At 47.5% G+C, this 18,280-nt stretch carries 19 protein-coding genes, 1 tRNA gene and 1 other RNA gene; 10 read left to right on the forward strand and 11 right to left on the reverse strand.

Translation table 11 applies throughout. The features are described 5' to 3' along the window. The first annotated feature begins 19 nt into the window (after positions 1-19). The 3 genes from C4S60_RS14740 to C4S60_RS14750 all read left to right on the forward strand — a co-directional run bounded on the left by C4S60_RS14740 (position 20) and on the right by C4S60_RS14750 (position 1,875). The gene (locus C4S60_RS14740) at positions 20-649 is read left to right on the forward strand and encodes a bifunctional 4-hydroxy-2-oxoglutarate aldolase/2-dehydro-3-deoxy-phosphogluconate aldolase (RefSeq protein ID WP_103881119.1); all 630 of its coding nucleotides are present in this window, start codon (positions 20-22) and stop codon (positions 647-649) included. Positions 650-722: 73 nt separating this feature from the next. Continuing rightward, positions 723-1,349, forward strand: a complete 627-nt coding sequence (locus tag C4S60_RS14745; RefSeq protein ID WP_103881120.1) for a hypothetical protein — start codon at positions 723-725, stop codon at positions 1,347-1,349. 25 nt (positions 1,350-1,374) lie between these two features. Then, positions 1,375-1,875, forward strand: a complete 501-nt coding sequence (locus C4S60_RS14750) for a YgjV family protein (protein ID WP_103881121.1) — start codon at positions 1,375-1,377, stop codon at positions 1,873-1,875. A gap of 288 nt (positions 1,876-2,163) precedes the next feature. On the opposite strand, the gene C4S60_RS14755 is transcribed toward C4S60_RS14750, so the two are convergent. Then, the gene (locus tag C4S60_RS14755; RefSeq protein ID WP_146060876.1) at positions 2,164-2,787 is read right to left on the reverse strand and encodes a hypothetical protein; all 624 of its coding nucleotides are present in this window, start codon (positions 2,785-2,787) and stop codon (positions 2,164-2,166) included. 24 nt (positions 2,788-2,811) lie between these two features. Here C4S60_RS14755 and C4S60_RS23800 point away from each other — a divergent pair, with 24 nt between their 5' ends. The 3 genes from C4S60_RS23800 (at position 2,812) to C4S60_RS14770 (ending at position 4,570) form a co-directional block, all read left to right on the forward strand. Next, entirely contained in the window at positions 2,812-2,961 is a 150-nt protein-coding gene (locus tag C4S60_RS23800; protein WP_244183111.1) for a YbbN family protein, read from the forward strand. A 2-nt stretch (positions 2,962-2,963) separates the two neighbouring features. After that, a complete protein-coding gene (locus C4S60_RS14765) occupies positions 2,964-3,293 on the forward strand; it encodes a c-type cytochrome (protein WP_103881123.1) in 330 nt (109 codons plus the stop codon). Positions 3,294-3,514: 221 nt separating this feature from the next. Continuing rightward, a complete protein-coding gene (locus tag C4S60_RS14770; RefSeq protein ID WP_208623271.1) occupies positions 3,515-4,570 on the forward strand; it encodes an alpha/beta hydrolase in 1,056 nt (351 codons plus the stop codon). 728 nt (positions 4,571-5,298) lie between these two features. Here the strand turns inward: C4S60_RS14770 and ffs are convergent. Together ffs and C4S60_RS14780 are read right to left on the reverse strand one after the other, a co-directional pair. After that, positions 5,299-5,395, reverse strand: an RNA gene (gene ffs / locus C4S60_RS14775) — signal recognition particle sRNA small type. A gap of 181 nt (positions 5,396-5,576) precedes the next feature. Continuing rightward, positions 5,577-6,317 (reverse strand): VP0952 family biofilm-associated protein, encoded by a 741-nt coding sequence (locus tag C4S60_RS14780; RefSeq protein WP_103881124.1) that lies wholly within the window; start codon positions 6,315-6,317, stop codon positions 5,577-5,579. A 51-nt stretch (positions 6,318-6,368) separates the two neighbouring features. Here C4S60_RS14780 and C4S60_RS14785 point away from each other — a divergent pair, with 51 nt between their 5' ends. Further along, the gene (locus tag C4S60_RS14785) at positions 6,369-6,671 is read left to right on the forward strand and encodes an MGMT family protein (protein ID WP_103881125.1); all 303 of its coding nucleotides are present in this window, start codon (positions 6,369-6,371) and stop codon (positions 6,669-6,671) included. Between the two features lie 19 nt (positions 6,672-6,690). On the opposite strand, the gene C4S60_RS14790 is transcribed toward C4S60_RS14785, so the two are convergent. After that, positions 6,691-7,146 carry a YbaY family lipoprotein gene (locus C4S60_RS14790; RefSeq protein ID WP_103881126.1) on the reverse strand — a complete coding sequence of 152 codons (456 nt, stop codon included), beginning with the start codon at positions 7,144-7,146 and terminating at the stop codon, positions 6,691-6,693. Positions 7,147-7,352: 206 nt separating this feature from the next. Between C4S60_RS14790 and tesB the strand changes: the two genes are divergently transcribed. Next, on the forward strand, positions 7,353-8,213 hold the full coding sequence (gene tesB / locus C4S60_RS14795) for an acyl-CoA thioesterase II (protein WP_103881127.1): 861 nt from the start codon (positions 7,353-7,355) through the stop codon (positions 8,211-8,213). 66 nt (positions 8,214-8,279) lie between these two features. Here the strand turns inward: tesB and C4S60_RS14800 are convergent, their stop codons facing one another. From C4S60_RS14800 to C4S60_RS14810, 3 genes are all read right to left on the reverse strand, one after another. Continuing rightward, positions 8,280-9,794, reverse strand: coding sequence for a coniferyl aldehyde dehydrogenase (locus tag C4S60_RS14800; protein WP_244183113.1), 1,515 nt, complete (start codon positions 9,792-9,794; stop codon positions 8,280-8,282). 100 nt (positions 9,795-9,894) lie between these two features. Next, the gene (locus C4S60_RS14805) at positions 9,895-10,107 is read right to left on the reverse strand and encodes a hypothetical protein (protein WP_103881128.1); all 213 of its coding nucleotides are present in this window, start codon (positions 10,105-10,107) and stop codon (positions 9,895-9,897) included. 176 nt (positions 10,108-10,283) lie between these two features. Then, positions 10,284-10,745, reverse strand: a complete 462-nt coding sequence (locus tag C4S60_RS14810) for an Lrp/AsnC family transcriptional regulator (RefSeq protein ID WP_103881129.1) — start codon at positions 10,743-10,745, stop codon at positions 10,284-10,286. 122 nt (positions 10,746-10,867) lie between these two features. On the opposite strand from C4S60_RS14810, the gene C4S60_RS14815 reads away from it, so the two are divergent. Next, a complete protein-coding gene (locus C4S60_RS14815; RefSeq protein ID WP_103881130.1) occupies positions 10,868-11,938 on the forward strand; it encodes a PLP-dependent cysteine synthase family protein in 1,071 nt (356 codons plus the stop codon). A gap of 35 nt (positions 11,939-11,973) precedes the next feature. Here the strand turns inward: C4S60_RS14815 and C4S60_RS14820 are convergent, their stop codons facing one another. The 4 genes from C4S60_RS14820 to C4S60_RS14835 form a co-directional block, all read right to left on the reverse strand. Continuing rightward, the gene (locus C4S60_RS14820) at positions 11,974-13,068 is read right to left on the reverse strand and encodes a methyl-accepting chemotaxis protein (protein WP_103881131.1); all 1,095 of its coding nucleotides are present in this window, start codon (positions 13,066-13,068) and stop codon (positions 11,974-11,976) included. A gap of 187 nt (positions 13,069-13,255) precedes the next feature. Continuing rightward, positions 13,256-13,576: a DUF1244 domain-containing protein gene (locus C4S60_RS14825; RefSeq protein ID WP_103881132.1), complete on the reverse strand. Its 321-nt coding sequence runs from the start codon at positions 13,574-13,576 to the stop codon at positions 13,256-13,258. Between the two features lie 84 nt (positions 13,577-13,660). Beyond that, positions 13,661-16,789, reverse strand: coding sequence for a vibriobactin export RND transporter permease subunit VexH (vexH, locus tag C4S60_RS14830; RefSeq protein WP_103881133.1), 3,129 nt, complete (start codon positions 16,787-16,789; stop codon positions 13,661-13,663). Continuing rightward, positions 16,789-17,874 (reverse strand): efflux RND transporter periplasmic adaptor subunit, encoded by a 1,086-nt coding sequence (locus tag C4S60_RS14835; RefSeq protein WP_103881134.1) that lies wholly within the window; start codon positions 17,872-17,874, stop codon positions 16,789-16,791. The genes vexH and C4S60_RS14835 overlap by 1 nt, the downstream gene beginning before the upstream one ends. A gap of 319 nt (positions 17,875-18,193) precedes the next feature. Between C4S60_RS14835 and C4S60_RS14840 the strand changes: the two genes are divergently transcribed. After that, positions 18,194-18,278: transfer RNA gene (locus C4S60_RS14840), tRNA-Tyr, on the forward strand. Positions 18,279-18,280 lie beyond the last annotated feature (2 nt).

Here is an 18,280-nt window from a genome sequence, read left to right on the forward strand (position 1 = left end):
TAATTTACAAGGATTTATCATGTCTACAATTAACGAACAGCTAAAAGCACTAAAAGTTATCCCAGTTATCGCAATCGACAAGGCTGAAGACATCATCCCGCTTGGCAAGGTGTTAGCTGAAAACGGTCTTCCAGCAGCAGAAATCACCTTCCGCTCTGATGCAGCAGCAGAGGCTATTCGCCTACTTCGCGAAGCACAACCAGACATGCTGATTGGTGCAGGTACTGTTCTAAACAAAGAGCAAGCGATTGCAGCGAAAGAAGCAGGCGCGACGTTCGTCGTATCTCCTGGTTTCAACCCAAATACTGTCAAAGCCTGCCAAGAAATCGGAATCGATATTGTTCCTGGTGTTAACAACCCTAGCGCAATCGAAGCGGCGCTAGAGATGGGTCTAACGACTCTAAAATTCTTCCCTGCTGAAGCGTCTGGCGGCGTAAACATGGTGAAGGCACTACTGGCTCCCTACGGTGATGTGCATATCATGCCTACGGGCGGTGTGAATCAAAAGAACATCAAAGGCTACTTAGCAGTGCCTCGTGTACTTGCTTGTGGCGGTACTTGGATGGTCGACAAAAAACTGGTTGAGGCTGGTGAGTGGGAAGAGCTTGCTCGCCTAACTCGTGAAGCAGTGGAGTTAGTTAACTCTTAACCAGCACTCTCTTTAGAACCTCTCCCTAGCGGAGAGGTTTTTGTATTGCGCCAACTCCAGTGGACAACCAACTATGAAAATCTTGTTTCTACACACTCTCGATAACAACGCCGAGATCTTCGCTCCACTGGCTGCTTCGCGATTCCCTCAGCATGACATCTCCCATGATGTACAAGAGCATTTCCTCACCGAGATTCGTAACAAGGGTCAAAATGAGCATACCAAACAGGCCATTCATAATTACCTGACAAAGCAGATCAGTAACGGCATTGACTACATCATCTGCACCTGTTCAACATTAGGCCCTGTCGTAGACAGCTTCCCAAATGATAATGTATTTAGGGTTGATAAACCGATGGCAAGCGAGAGTGCAAAGTTCGCTCACGTGTTGGTCGCAGTTACCCTTGAAAGCACTATTGAGCCAACAGGCGCACTTCTTAATTCACAAGCGCCAAACACTAAATTCTATTTCAAGCTGATTGAAGGGGCTTGGGATCTCTATGCCGAAGGAAATCTTGAGAAGTTCAATCACCATATAGCCAAAGACTTAAACCAAGAATTACAACAAGATCGGAATTACCAAGCCATTATGTTAGCTCAAGCTTCTATGATGAATGCTGCACCTTTAATCTCACAGCAAATACGTGTTTTGACTAGTCCTTACATCTGTTTGGATTTTCTTGCCGAACATCTAAACTAAATATTTCTATCAAGGGAGTGAGCAAATGATAGCTGCGCAAGTCGTTGGTGGAATTGCTTTTCTTTGTGGTGTACTCGCCTTTCTACAAAAAGACGACCTCAAATTTCGCTACGGCATGGTGACGTTTTGTTTCATCATGGCTGTGCATTTCTTCATGATGGACGCGATGGTCGCAGCTATCGGGGTAACCATCAACGGTGTTCGCGCCTTTGTCTCAATCAAAACTCAATCTCGCTGGGTTATGTGGGTTTTTATCAGCTTACTAATTGCGATGACGGTTCCACAGTTAAGCGCTCCGATAGAGGCACTCACCATCATTGGTTCTGCGGCAGGCACTTGGGCTCTGTTCTCTTTGGAGGGAGTTAAGATGCGCAGTGTGATTCTATTTAACTCATGCTGCTGGTTCACACACAACTTATGGTTAGGCTCAATCGGGGGAAGCTTAGTTGAAGGCACATTTATCATCGCTAACTTGGCAACAATTTACGGCTTGTATTCTAGACCTGAAACAAACAAGCAAACGTGAAACCCTAGTTTTACGTCCAACAATTCAAGTTAAGTTGGTAACTTCCTAGATATAGTGGTTCAGGAAAATGCACTTCTGTCGTATAGCCTCAGTATGCTTGCAATGTTATACGAGCATACCTTTAGACAAAAATGTTAACGAGCCTAAGAAAATTGGAGGATTTGGCTACATCCAAAAATCCGACCCATGACGAAAAGTACGGGATTCCTGAGGCACGATTTGCTATTGATTTACCACTCTAACACCGAATGGGGCATAGGTGAGCTACACGTTTCTCAGACAAGCTTGTTACATGCCGATATGTTCCAGCCCTGTGATTTGGTTGTTGCGACTGACAGTTATTATCTGAATACCAGCATGCTTCATTAACGGTCTATCTCTCCATTGTCGGGCAAGATCAAGAAACTTTGGTGATTCGGGAACTGCGACTGCCAAAATGTCATCTTCGTTGGCATACTCGACTGTCATTAACTGTCCAATTGCTTCACGGATAAGCGGATACTCTTTGGAGCCTGGTTTACTTACCATTGGCCTTTTTTTCGATTCAACTCTCAGTGTATAGCCATTTGTAAGGTTCGAAACTAGGTCACCCTCTCCTGAAGCCGTATGAATAACGATACCTTGAGAAAAATTCCTATTAACGTACTTGCATTGCCACTTTTCTTCTTGCTCTAGACCAATCCAACCTTCCGCATTCAAGAACTCAATAATTGGAAAGATAACAGTTGAACCAACCTTTACCTGTGCTCCATCAATCGCACATATCACGTCATCATTTGTGTAAGAGCCTTTGATTAAATACATCGCTAGCCTGATTGTAACCTCAGCCTCTGGCATTCTATCGAAACCGTACACATTGGGGGCAATCTCCCAGCGATCGAAGAGCGTTTTTCTAAATTGGGTATTCATCACTTACCGAAAACCATTGAGCCGGATATGGGGGCAATTCAAGCGCTCGGTTTTCAAGGGCTACCCGCCACATTGGTAGTGATTAATGGTGAAGCTAAATTTCGTTATTCTGGGTATATCAAGCACTCACCCGAAGTGATTCAAGACTGGCTAACTTGCTTAAAAGAGGAACTGTAATCATGAAAAGTATGCTTATTTTACTTATTGCCTCCATCAGCTTCTCCATTTTCGCCAACACTGAGACTGACAAAGGCAAAGCACTGTACATCGCTCCTGGTAAAGGGGGGTGCGCTACTTGCCATGGTGAAACCGGAAATGAGCCCGTGATGCCTATGTACCCGAAAATCGGCGGACAAAACGAGCTTTACCTCTTCAACCAAATGAAAGATTACAAGATGAAAAAGCGTAAAAACGGCTTGTTCATGACCATGGTGGTCGCAATGGAACGCTACACCGACGAAGAGATCCGCCTTATGGCGAAATACTTGAGCGCAGTAAACAGTAACTAAGCGCACCGTTCTTAGAAATACTGTCAGGCGATATTTAGTCAACAACACGTTAAGCACCATTAGTCGTCCCTGAGCTCATGGTGGCGTCGGTGTGCCTTAATAAAGCTGGTCTGGTTTTGGGTTGAAGATCTTAAAATAGCAGGCTACAACAAGTATCCCCACGCATATATGTTATATTTTTAAACAACCTCGAAGCTGTCTCTAAGTTAATAACACGATCGATGAAGAATAGCCGTTTAGCTACGTTGCTACTTACATGTTTTGCCGCGATGAACTTTGGTTGCAACCAACAAGGAAGTAGCGAACCCAACCTCAGCACTGGTGCACCAATGGTTAGTGCCGAGTCAACTTATTTGGTATTAGTTGAAAGCGATATTGAATACGCTGATGGTCTTGTTCACGACAATGTGAGCTCATCCCCTTTTGCTGCGCCGCAAACACTCGATATTTACTATCCAGCAAATGATCACGCCAATAGGCCGGTTTATATGTTCATTCATGGCGGAGGTTTTCAATCAGGCACCAAGACTAAGCCTGAAATTATCGATTTGGCTCACTATTTTACATCGAGAGGTTGGGTGGTTGTGTCTGTCGATTATCGTACCGCTGAAGACTTGGGAACAATTACAGGTAAAACGCCAGAAGAGCTATTAACTTACTATAACGGTATTGCTCCACAAGAGTGGCTTGAATATGCCCTGCAAACAGCGGAATCTCCAGATCAAGTAAAAACCAGTACTGCGATGTACACCGCACAAAGAGATGCAAAAGCAGCACTTCGCTGGATTGTTGCTAATGCGGATACTTACAACATAAACCCCGATTACATTACCGTAGGCGGTGCCTCGGCAGGCTCCATTACAACGATTGCTTTAGGAATTTCAGAGAACGAAGACTTTAGAGACGAAATATCTATCAGCGACGATCCTACTCTTGCTACTACCCATTTAGACCAGAGTTATGCTGTACGAAGCATGGTTTACTATTGGGGTTCAAACATAAAATTGGACTTATTTGAAAATGTGTATGGCCTAAATCGATATGACAGTAACGACCCTGAATTATTTATGGCACATGGTACCGAGAACGATCCCGTAACGCCTTATTCAGAAGCCGTTGAATTGCAGGATATATATAATGATTTAGGCATATACAACCGACTTGAGACGCTAGAGGGATATGGTCACGGCGCATGGAATGCACAACTCGATGGCAAAGGTTTATCTGAACTTTCTTTCGACTTTCTAGTTAATAGACAAAACTTAACCGTCCAGTAGTTAGGGCTAACTAAACCATCAATTTTCCTTTGCTTTTAGCATACCTCACATAGAGGTCATCCTCACAAAAGTGAGGATCTCCTACCGCGTGTAGGTGACTGAAAACATTCGACTAAGTCACGTAAGTCCGATTCGCGACGCGCTGAATGAGATCCCCTTTTTCAAGGGGATGACGGGGGTTATTTTTTGGTTTAAAAACAAGAAATGGGGCATTTCTGCGTTACATGCACCTTCAGCACGTCTCAGGACAAAAGCAATCTAGTCTCCATTGTTTCAACACCCCCCAGAATGCCGTCATCCTCACGCAAGTGAGGATCTCCTAAAGCGCGTAGATGACTGAAAAATAATGACTAAGTCGCATGAATTGTGTTCATAGCCCGTTGCATGAGATTCCCTTTTTCAAGGGAATGACAGGGTTATTTATTGGTTTAGAAAAAGAGAAAGGGGCAGTACGGTTTAGTAACCCACGACATGGCAGAGGACAGTAAAGGCTTGTAGCCAGTCGTAACAAGTGAGCAATGGGGCAACAATTCACCCCAACATCATTTTCCAGACACTAGTCGCTCTATTTGATGGAGCATCCAAGTTACGTAGAAATAGTCTTCTCAGAAGAATCCATGAACATCAAAGCAATGTATTAGGTAGTTTTAGGAATCAAGAGAATTGAACTGTGATTGGAAAACTGTGAGGTCTATGAGTAACAGATTTTACAAACGCTAGATGGGTGGAAGCCCCAGCCACATCCCGGCACACAAGTCACTCGCTGCGGCTGCTTCCTTCCGGACCTGACCGAGTTCACGAGCTATTGTTGCGGGAGGACCAGGGCCTCCATAGATTTTGTGCTGTTGCTTAGTGAAGGGTCACTGTTGCAAAGCGTGTGGGGATTATCAGGTATCGCAGCGCTGAATGCAAGTGCCTCGCCGGAAATATGTATCTCATGATGATTAAGTGCTTACAGATTAAACAAAGCGCCTACACTGTGGGCGGTGCAAGCGCTATATAAGACTTAGAGTTCCTGATTTTCTTCGTCAATACTCAGTATGTAGTCGGTCATCCAGGCCGTACCAAGTAGGCATAACCAAACGACAAAGACGGGTTTGGGTACGTCAATAGACGGAACGACGACCAGCGCAGCAAAACCAACAGTAGGCAGGGTCCAGCAAAGCAACTTGTTCCATCGGAATGTTTTGAGTCTGGTGAGACTTTCCATTGAGGCCAACATCCCGGTCATGCACAGTGAAATCAGCGCGGCATAAGGCAGGCCCGCAGCCCAGATAGGCAGAATGAGCGCCAATGACCACCAACTGTGCTCAGTGGAACCTTTCCAGTTTCTTGCCGCATACCAGGCAACAAAGACCGAGAACGCCTGCACCAGCGTCACCATAGGCGTACCGCCTAACTTGCCCGCTGCCTGAGTCAGCATAATACCGACATTGAGCGTCAACACGATCAAGGCAATGATACTCACTACCCAAATATTGCTGCGTTTTGAGAACGCCACCATAAAGACAGGGATAAGAATCCACACCGCAACGGACATGGCGATAGACTGCATCGGCAACGTTAGCCCATAAACCACCATTGAGGCCAGTAACATGAGTCCGGCCACGCCGCCCTGAGGCAAGATCCAGAGCGCTGGAATCATCATCGCCAATACAGGAATATCCCCTTCAGTGACGCTGATGGCTCTGGCACAAACTACGGCAAGCAGACTTGTGATTATGAATTGAAACACGGAAAATACCATAGCTCCTCCTTATTACCCATCCCTGGCAAACTGAACTAGGACACTTTCAGTATGGATCAATTTAAGATACAAATCTTTGCAGTAATTCACCAAATTCCACATGGAAAAGTGGCGACTTACGGGCAAATTGCCAAAATGGCGGGCTATCCCGGTTACGCGCGCCATGTTGGCAAAGCACTGGGTAACTTGCCATTGGGGAGCACACTCCCATGGTTCAGGGTCATCAATAGTAAGGGAGAAATATCGCTAAAAGGTGACGACTTCCTAAGGCAAAAGTCGCTGTTAACCGAGGAGGGAGTGGTATTTTCAGTAAAAGGAAAGATCAGTTTGAGGCAGTTTGGGTGGCAGCCTTAACCCCACCCAAACGGTTTTTTTAGCGCACGCCTACCAACATCAGATTCACGTCTGATGTCTGGTTCACATCGGTGATCACCGGATAAGAGGTGTCACTGATGAAGCGAAGTTTCCCGTCGACTTCAATACGAGCGCTGACACTATAGGTGTGTTTTGCCTTGATATCCGTTTGGTCATAGCTCAGCTCGAAGTCAAACGGAACCTGAGCACCATCGGTAGTAAACGTTTGTTCGCTGATGACAACAGCAGCCACATCTTGCAACGACACATCCTGAAGCTTGATGGTCACAACAGCATTGGGCGGCAATGCAATACGCTCTCGATAAGCGATGGTTCCTTTTACGGACGCCATATTATCTTCCACTTGTTTTTGCTGCTCCACTTGAGACGGTGAATCCTTTTGAGGCGCGGATTGGCATCCGACTAAGCCTAAACCTAATGCGATCGCTAAAGCGCTTACGAGTGTCTTGTTCATGGTGCCTCTCTGAATGAGTTACGGTGCTTGCCTGTTATGTGTACAGGATGAATATGCACTAAACATAACAGATTTGGCACACATCGCTTAACAAAAGCGAACGATTTTTCAATAAATTCACTGTATTCCTACACAATTGCCGGCTTGACGAATCTCTCGGTAAATTCCACACTTGGCTAACAAAGTACACAATAAAGACGGGTGTTATGAGTAAGCCATTAAGTGAATTATTAGAGCTACTGAAATTGGAACAACTGGAAGTGGGGCTATTTCGGGGCCAGAGTGAAAATCTGGGCCTTCCACAGGTCTATGGCGGACAAGTGATTGGTCAGGCTCTCTCTGCTGCCCGCTATACGGTGGATGAAAGTCGCACCGTGCATTCTTTCCACAGTTACTTTCTCTACCCGGGGGATGCAGAAAAACCCATCATCTACGACGTAGAAAACTTGCGCGATGGTAAAAGCTTCAGCACTCGCCGGGTAAAAGCAATTCAGGATGGTCGTCCTATTTTTTACCTGACGGCCAGTTACCATGGCGAAGCACCTGGCTTTGAACATCAGAATTCGATGCCAGAAGTCGCAGGCCCGGAGAACTTTGTTTCTGAGTCAGAGCTTGCGGCACGCATTGCGGACTTCCTGCCACCAAAAATCCGCGAGGCATTTTGCAGTGAAGAAGCCATTGAGGTGCGTCCGGTTACTGTCATCAATCCACTCAAACCGGAAAAAGCAGAGCCAAAACAGTATCTGTGGATACGTGCCAACGGCGTCGTTCCCAACGATGCCTTGGTTCATCAGTATGTTTTAGGATACGCGTCGGATTGGCGTTTCCTCACCACCGCTCTGCACCCTCACGGAGTGTCGATATTTGCGCCAAACTTCCAAATGGCAACTATCGACCATTCGATGTGGTTCCACCGTCCGGTGAATACCAACGAATGGTTGCTGTATGCCATCGACAGTCCGAACGCCAGCAATTCACGCGGCCTAGTGCGCGGTGAAATCTATAATCAAAAAGGTGAACTCGTCGCCTCCACCGCACAGGAAGGGGTATTACGATTTACTGAGTAATGCTCAATCTAACGGACAAAAAAGGCGGTATCTCATACCGCCTTTTGTTTTCCTGACTGTGCCCCATTAATTGGGATACTTACTCCACTTCCTGTTGATGAGGTAGTTCACCACTCTTCGGGCGAAGCCAGAATAAGGAGAGTACAGCAGACTGATCGCCGAAAGTTTACTCTGATGCATCACCGGGCGCATTTTGGAGAAGGCTTCGAAACCTTCCCGACCGTGATAGTGTCCCATTCCACTTGGCCCAACGCCACCAAATGGCAGGTCATGCTGAGCAACATGCAGCATCACATCATTGATGGTGAAGGCACCCGACATGGTGTTCTCCATTGCTGTTTGCTGTAGTTCTTTATCATTTGAGAACAGGTACAGTGCCAGTGGACGGTCACGCTCGCCGATAAAGTGATAGACATCGTCTAAGGTTTTATAAGTTAAAATCGGCAAAATCGGGCCAAAGATCTCCCGCGTCATCACCACCTCGTCCGCATCCGGTGACACCACCAGATGCAGCGGAAAACGTCGCGTTTGTGGGTCAGGTTCACTGTACGGGATCAGGTTGATCACTTCTCCCTGCCCTGCCTTCGCCGCGTCCAGAGTGTCGGACAATCGCTGGAAGGATGTCGCGTCGATGACAGCGGTGTAATCGGGATGGTCGGTCGTTTTGTAGCGCCCCTTGATGATGGATTTGGCGGACTTTATCACCTGCTTAAGTTTGTCTTCAGGCACAAACAAGTAATCCGGGGCCACACACGTCTGCCCAGCGTTGTACACCTTACCGCCCAGAATTCGTTTCATCGCTTTCTTTACGTCATAATCAGGGGCAATGATTGTCGGTGACTTGCCACCCAGTTCCAGCGTTACCGGTGTCAGATTCTTGGCTGCAGACGCCATTACCTTACGTCCGGTGGCACCGGAGCCAGTGAAAATCAAATGATCGAAGGGTAAACTGGAAAAAATCGGTCCTGTATTGCCCTCTTCTGCTACGAAACAAAGTTCATCTTCCGTGAATTGCGTCGAAAATGCATCCTTAAGCACCTGGCATAAGTGGGCAGAATTTTCCGACATTTTGACCATGACGCGATTTCCGGCAGCCAGGGCAGCGGTCATCGGTCCGATGGCCAGATAGAGAGGGTAATTCCAGGGCACAATGATCCCCACTACGCCAAGGGGTTGCGGCACGACTTTGTTCTTTGCCGGCCAGAACCAAACGGATGTATGACGCTGTTTGACACGCATCCACTTCTTTAGCTGCTTTCTCGCATCAATAATGCCATCGATAGAAGAGAAGATTTCCAGCAATGCGGTTTCCGTAGATGAGCGATGGCCAAAATCTTTAGCAATAGCTTCGCAAATCGCAGACTGGTTTTCACGTAATACTTTTTCCAGTTTGAGCAGATTAACCCGTCTTAGCTCACGACTGATAAAAGGAGACTCTTTGAATGCGGCTTTTTGCTCCTCAAGTCGTGCAAGCAGTGCATCTCGTTGCTCGCAGTCTACGATGACTGGCTCTGCCATAGTCACATTCTGCTCTGCAAGTTGAGCGCTTAATTGTTGTTCATTGAGTTCAAGCATACTCATTATTGCTCTCCTCTATCGAGTAATTGGGTTAGTAATTGCTGGCACTGCTGCACGTTCATCTCCTCGGCACCGGATACTCTCCAAATGCCTCCCCAACCGCTTACATGGCAAGATGAGGAATATCCGCCTGCTGCCACTCGGCAACTTCAGCTGGAATATTAAGTGACGCCAACAATGAGTCCACTTTGGCAATTAACTGCCGACTGTCTTTATAGCCCAGAGCGAGGACCAGTGTTGTCAGTCTCGGGTTATCTCTCTGTCCAATAAACGGGAGTACACGGGTCAACGCATCGGCCCCAGTTTCGATACGCATTCTGGCTGGAGAACGTGGACCATTTTTATGAACGGCTTTTCACCGATACCATTACTTGATGCAGCACCACGACGCCCCTTCCCTTGCTTACTCAAAATTATTCCAGAACTGTTTTTATAGAGTGATTACTCTTACAAGGCAAGTTTGTTGTCGATAAGTTGAGAACTATTCCCAGCTCAACGGATGGGCAGTGCGGTCGTATACTTCAACGGCTCCATTGCAAAAGTGGAGGTCACGTTGGACAAACCATCAATGCTGTTCACCAGTTTTTTGTAGAATTCATCAAAGCATTTCATGTCTTTAACCAGCACTTTCATCATGTAATCGTACTCCCCCGCCATGCGGTAGAACTCCATTACCTCCGGAAACTCAGAAACGGTATCGACGAACGCTTTATACCATTCATGGGAGTGATCGGTGGTTTTTATCTGAACAAAGGCAGTGAAGGATAACCCCAATTTCTCAGGGTCGAGCAAGGCCACCCGTTTGTCGATAATCCCGTTATCTTCTAATTTCTTAAGGCGTTTCCAGCAAGGGGTTGTGGTTAAGTTCACCGCCTCAGCCAGGTCGTTGAGTGACAGGGTTCCGTCTTGCTGCAATAGCGCCAGCAGTTTCTTATCAGTGTTATCGATATCCACAAGACCTCGCAAAGAGAAATTTTTTCTACATTGGTGTGATTTAGCAGTCAATATAGCAAAGTTTTTCTCTCGTTACGTAGGTAAATTATCACCATACCGATAATAAAGTAGGAAACAAAACTATGTGTACCGATCATCAATGGATAAACAACGCTGTTCGCAAAATTGAAGCAGACTTCCAGCGCAGCGCCGACACTCACCTTATTAAGCTTGATCTGCCCAGCATTGAGGGGATTGACGTTTACCTTAAAGATGAAAGTACCCACCCAACGGGCTCACTGAAGCACCGTTTGGCTCGCTCACTGTTTTTGTACGCAATTTGTAACGGCTGGATCGGACCGGAAACCACCGTCATTGAGTCTTCATCGGGCAGCACTGCGGTGTCTGAGGCTTACTTTGCCCGTTTGCTCGGCCTGCCATTCATTGCGGTCATGCCAAAGTGCACCGCTCGTAAGAAGATTGAACAGATTGAGTTTTACGGGGGTAAAGCGCATCTGGTCGATCGTTCTGACCAAATCTATGCCGAGTCTCGTCGTTTAGCCGAAGAGCTCAACGGCCACTATATGGATCAGTTTACCTACGCAGAGCGCGCGACAGACTGGCGCGGCAACAATAACATCGCCAACTCCATCTTCAGCCAAATGGAGTTGGAAGATCACCCAGTTCCATCCTGGGTGGTCATGAGTCCTGGAACAGGCGGAACATCAGCAACCATCGGTCGTTTCATCCGTTATCAGAAACACGATACCAAGCTTTGCGTGGTTGACCCTGAAAACTCGGTATTCCATGACTACTTCAAGACCGGCAACGCCAATTTGACCGGCGACTGTGGCAGCAAAATTGAAGGCATCGGCCGCCCACGTGTTGAGCCAAGCTTCATCCCTGGCGTGGTCGATGAGATGCGCACTATTCCAGATGCGGCCAGTATTGCTACCATTCACTGGTTGGAAAAAGCGCTGGGACGTAAAGTGGGGGCATCTACTGGCACCAACCTTTACGGCGTACTTCAATTAGCCAGTGAAATGAAAAAGCGCGGTGAAAAAGGCTCTATCGTCACTCTGCTTTGTGACAGTGGTGAGCGTTATCTGGATACTTACTACAACACAGAGTGGATTGCCAATAATATCGGTAGCCTGCAACCTTACCTGGAAAAGCTAGAGATATTTGAAGCGACAGGTGAGCTGGAAGGTTAACTGAAAGGGGAGTGCTATTATCACTCCCCTTTTCATTATTTCGCGTCGTAAGACGTTTTTACCTTATCCTGAGCCGCTGCGATATAAGAGACCAAATCACGGTAGGCCATATCTAATTGCTCCACCAGCTCCGCGTCGCTTTGACCGCCGGCCACCGTTCTCAGGCCGTCGTGTAGCGCTTTCGCTTTTACCTGGAAATACTCCAACGGGCCGCCTTCACGAGCCAGACTTTGAGTTTCACCATGATGGGCGACCACCTGTCCAAAAATGGTATCTCGCTCTCCAAGCTCCAGCAATATTGCGTCATAGTCTGCACCAATCAACTTAGAATGAGCCGTAGCCCACATATTGGTATATTGTGTAATGGCACTGGATGCGTAAATGTCCACCGTTGCCGTGTAGATCACATCCACGGTATCGGACGAGAGCGACAAAATAGACTGGGTATCGCGGACAATATCGGCGGCCCCTTTGGAGGCATCCGCGACCTGAGCTGATACAAGCTCAATGTTCTCTCCTGCGCGATTTGTGCTGCCTTCAATGCGCTCCACCAGACCTGATATTTCACTGGCGGCTGCATTTGCCCGCCCTGCCAGGGAGCGTACTTCATCTGCCACCACCGCGAAACCACGGCCATGCTCACCTGCCCTTGCCGCTTCAATAGCAGCGTTCAGCGCCAGTAAGTTCGTTTGCTCTGAGATTTGATGAATGATGCTGATAAACTGAGTGATATCGGCCGTCAACAGTTGCAGAGCTTCCACGGTTTCTTTACTGGCAGTGGCCGAACGGGAGACTTGGTCCAGTGACTGATACATGGCGTGCAACTGCTGGTCGGTGGCTTCAAATACCCCTAAATTGGCCTGCAATTGGTCACTCTGATAAATAAGCTGATTGTTTGCCGCCTCAATATTACCAGTCGCTCCAACCAGCTCAGATGTGACACTGCTCAGAAAGCGTCGAGAGCGCTGTTTCTGACTTTCCAACTGTGCTTCAAGCTGCTGGATTCTCTGCTCTTTGACATCATTCTGTTGCTGCAGCGACGTCAACTCGCCAATCAATGTATTTTTTTGGTCAATTTCAGAGGAGAGTTGCTTTTTGATATTGGCTAACTGTTTTTTAGATGCAAACATAAAATCACGGTATCACTATTGTTATAGTTGTTGTTAAGTCTAAATTAGCATTGAGATGCTAAATATAAATGCCGTGAAGATTAAGTTGTGATAGCTGCCAATCACCATACCCCGATTGGGGTATGGAAGAAATTATTCCTCTCTTTCTGTATTACCTCAGAGAAGAATAAAAAGAGAGTGTAGAGCGTTACTTTTTATTCTGTCTGGCTTCAAACGCCGCCAACTGCTCTGGTGTTGCTTTCGGTTGATGGTTGGTTTTCCACTCATCGTACGTCATGCCATACACGCGCTCACGAGCATCATCGATGTCTAAATCCAGACCAGCAGTCTCAGCCTCCGCTTTATACCACTTGCTGAAACAGTTTCGACAGAAACCGGCAAGAATCATCAGATCAATGTTCTGTACATCCTTATTATTATCAAGATGCTCAAGAAGGCGGCGGAATACAGCAGCATCCAATTTGTCCTGCTGCTCCTGAGGGAGATCTTTATATTTGAAATCAGCCACTTTACTTTCCTTTTTTGTTGGTTTTATCTCTTCTCATCCTAACCAACAAACCAAAAAAAGCCCAGTCGAAACTGGGCTTATGAATTAGCTGTTCGGCAAGTCACCGTGACTGGTTCGCGCTTTCACGTCCAGACTCAGTGCCTTATTGAGCTCTGCTTCAACGTGCCCCGGCGCTCTGGTAGCTACAGAAATCAATCGATACATCGCCGGAATAACAAATAAGGTCACCAGCGTTGCAAACGCCATTCCGAAGAAAATCACCGTACCTACTGCGACACGACTCTCGTAACCGGCGCCCGTTGATAAAATCAGAGGAATGGAACCAGCCAAAGTGGTAAAGGCCGTCATCATAATCGGGCGAAGTCGTCGGGCTGAGGCATCAATGATCGCTTTTTCAAACTCAATGCCCTTATCGCGCAACTGGTTGGCAAATTCCACGATCAAAATACCGTTTTTGGTGACCATACCAATAAGCATGATCATGCCTATCTGGCTATAGATATTCAGCCCTTGCTGCATGATGACCAAACCAAGGAAGCCGCCAAACACCCCCATAGGTACCGTAAACATCACCACCAACGGGTTAACAAAGCTTTCGAATTGTGCAGCCAGCACCAGATAAGCCACCAACAACGCCAAACCAAACACTACAAAAATGCTCGACTGATTCTCTTTGAAGTCTTTCGACTCGCCCGCATAGCTCACCGAAATGTCGCCCGGCAACATCTCAATCGCTTGCTGATCCATAAAGTTCAGCGCTTCACCCAGAGTGTAGCCATCGGACAGGTTGGCTTTAATCGTTATCGACTTCTGCTTGTTGTAGTGCGACAGACGAATAGAAGACGCGACTTCTTCAATCGAAGTGATCGCATCCAGTGTCACTAACTCACCCGATTGAGTACGCATGTAAATCTGACTCAGATCGTTAGCGTTATTGAAGTTGTTTTCGTCACCTCGCAAATACACATCGTACTCTTCGCCACGTTCTACATAGGTGGTCTCGCTCTTACCACCAAGCATGATTTCCAGCGTGTCGGAGATATCGGCCACACTGATACCCAACTCTGCGGCGCGCTCACGGTCAATGGTGACTACCAGCTCTGGTGTTTTTTCCGAGTAGTCGGTGCTTGCACCTTCCATATACGGAGACTCTTCCGCCGCCTGCTCCAGTTTATCAGCCCAAATTTGCAGCTCATGATAGTCAGAACCACCGATAACAAACTGAACTGGCTCACTCGAGCCACCGCGAAAGCCTGGCATAAATGGGAACACTCGAACGTCAGCAATACCAGCCAACGCTTTACGCACCTGGCCCAAGGATTCTTGCGCAGTAATATCACGCTCGTTCCAGTCTTCAAGGATCATGATGACAAAACCAGTCTGGTCACCTGCCTGTCCACCAAATGCCGGCGACTGAATACTGAACGACTTCAGAAAACCCTTGCCTAACAAAGGCATCAGTCGATCTTCAACGATATCCATGTTGGCTGACATGCGGTTATAGCTAGTTGCATCAGCCCCGCGAACAAAAGCAAAGATCACCCCCCGGTCTTCAGAAGGAGTCAGCTGAGCAGGTACCAGTTGCATCAGTTGGAAGCTTCCACCAATACAAGCCACTATAACAATGGGTGCAACCCAACGCCATTTGAGGGCTTTTGCCAGTGCCCGCTTATAGCCACGCTCCAGTTTTTTGAAACCGCGATCAACAAACTGAGTAAATCGGTTTGGTTTAACATTAGCTTTGAGGATCGTACTACCTAACACCGGCGTCAGCGTCAGAGCAATCAGTGACGAGAAAATCACCGACATGGCCAGAAGTACCGAGAACTCGGTAAACAACAGGCCAATCATCCCGTCCATAAACGAGATGGGTAAGAAAACCATCACCAGAACCAGGGTTGTCGCCACTACCGCAAAGCCAACTTCTCGCGTCCCTTTATAGGCAGCAAGCAGCGGTGACTCACCACGTTCAATATGGTGGAAGATGTTTTCCACCACCACAATGGCATCATCCACCACTAAGCCGATCGATAAGATCAGTGCCATCAGAGTAATCAGGTTAATAGAGAACCCGAAGAAGTACGCCGCAATAAACGATGAAATCAGCGACACCGGCACCGTCACAGCCGGAATCAACGTGGCTCTCGCCTGACCAATAAAGATGTACAGCACCAGGATCACCAGTCCCCCGGTGATAAACAGCGTGTTGTATACCTCTGAGATGGAGCGATCGATAAACACCGTGGAGTCATAATCGATCGCCAGTCGAGTGCCTTTAGGCAGAAACTGCTGCATTCGCTCAACTTCTTTGTGAACTAAGTCCGCCACTTGCAACGGGTTTGCGTCCGATTGCGGCACAATACCCATGCTGACGTTAACCACACCATCACTTTTGAAGGTCGAGTTTTCATTCTCCGCACCAATGTAAACATCGGCCACGTCTTTCAGGTAAATCGGTGTATTATCGCTGGCGCGTTTTACCACCAGGTATTCAAAATCAATTGGCGTGTTATAGGCTCGGGCGGTACGAACAGACATTACAGTGGCATCGTTACGCACCTCGCCCCCCGGACTTTCGATATTTTCACGGCGCAGCGCCGCTGTGATGTCCGACGTCGTCACACCGCGCCCTGCCATAAAGGCAGGTTTGAGCTTGACGTACATAACCTGATACAAGCCGCCAGAAATGTCTACCGAACTCACGCCAGATATCAGGCTAAAACGATCGACCAGCACACGATTGACATAATCAGTTAATTGGGTGCGATCCATTTCCGACGAGCTGAGATTAATGTACAGCGAGGCCTGGCCACTGCCGTTGTTCTTAAATACTAACGGGTCATCCGCTTCATCCGGTAGTGCGCGCTGAGCACGCGCTACTGCATCACGGACATCACTGACGCCTGTATTCAGGTCATAGCCCAGTTCAAACGTCACCGTGATGCGTGACATACCATTTCGGGTGGTCGATTCTATTTCATCGATTCCACTGATGCCCGACAGCTGATCTTCAATGACCGAGGTGATTTGGCTTTCAATGATGGTAGCCGACGCCCCGGAATAACGTGTAGAAATCGAAACTACAGGGTTTTCAATGTCCGGCATCTCGCGCACCGCGAGCTTGCTAAAGGAGACAATACCAAACACACACAGTAATAAGCTGAGTACGATGGCCGCTACCGGACGTTTAACAGAAACATCAGATAACAACATTAGCTCGCTTCCTTCATTTCAGGTGCCTGCTCTGTCGAGGTACGACCCGCCGTCGGTTGTGACTCTACTTCTTTTACCGACGCACCATCGCGCATGTTGACAATGCCCTGGACCACTATACGCTGGCCAATGTCTAAGCCTCGCTCGATGACCACCTGATTGCCAACTCTGGCTCCCAGAAAGACTTCTGTGCGATGGGCTTTGTTGTTGTCATCCACGACATAGACGTAGCGCTTGGTACCGGAATACTCCAGTGCCTGTACCGGAATAATAGGGGCTTCGATAGGTGGAAACTCCATGCGCGCCTGAGCCAGCATACCAGGCTTCAGACGGTTATCCTCGTTGTCAAAATGAATACGAACTCGAAGGTTCAAGGTCTCCCGATTGACTCGGGTATCCAGTGCCACCACTTTACCGGAGAAAACACGTGTGCCCCAGGCCGCTGTTCGTGCAGTCACCGCCATCCCTTTCTCCAGCATAGGAAGATAGTGCTCTGGGACTTGTAGGTCGAGCTGCATGACAGAAAGGTCATCCAGCGTTAACAGCTCAGTGCCGACATTGACCAACTTACCGCGACTGAAATCAATCAAACCAACCGAGCCTGAGAAAGGTGCTTCTATATGGAGGTCATTCAGGTTGGCGTTGGCAGCATCTAAGCGAGCAGTACCAATTTCAACGGCAGCTTTTTGTGCATCAATTTCCGTTTTGGTGATGGCATTGCGATCCACCAGACGTTCGAACTCCGCCAGAATACGTTTTTGGTCACGTACGTAGGCCTTGGCTTCCGCAACGGCAGCTCGCGCCTTATCGTCGTTCAGCAAAACCAGCGACTGGCCCTTTTCAACCGTCTGATTGGCAGTGACTCTGATTTCATCAACAATGCCATTTACCTCAGAGGCAATCACAACCGACTGATCCGCTTCCAACTTACCCACCAGTGACAAAGATTGTGAAACCTGATGAACCGCCACTGGCTCGGTAACAACTGATATAGCCTGAGCACCGGCGTTCCTTTTGGCAAACGTTGCTGGTGAGACACTAAGAATAGACAGTGCCAGCAAACCGATTATAGTTTTGTTTTTCATCGTATTTGTTTTTCCATATAAAACTCTGGACATTTTAGCGGGTTATACGACCCGTAACGTCAAGAAGTGTAAATCTAAGTGAAATACAAAATTTACAATTCGCTTCAATCCGATCGCCATCTGTCCACGTACATTAGTGGTAATACGTTGCTGGTTAAGAAATAATGACGAAAAACACGCTTTTTAAGCGTCTTTGTCCAAAAAGGCACCATTCAATTCAAAATCCTCAAAAAAGGGTTTACAGTCATGCGCAGTTTGTTATGATGCGCTCCGCACTTGAGTGATGCGTTGGGAAAACATCAAACAAGTATAAAACCCTGGAGGGGTTCCCGAGTGGCCAAAGGGATCAGACTGTAAATCTGACGGCACTGCCTTCGATGGTTCGAATCCGTCCCCCTCCACCATA

It is taken from the genome of Vibrio hangzhouensis, from assembly GCF_900107935.1.
Classification (GTDB): domain Bacteria; phylum Pseudomonadota; class Gammaproteobacteria; order Enterobacterales; family Vibrionaceae; genus Vibrio; species Vibrio hangzhouensis.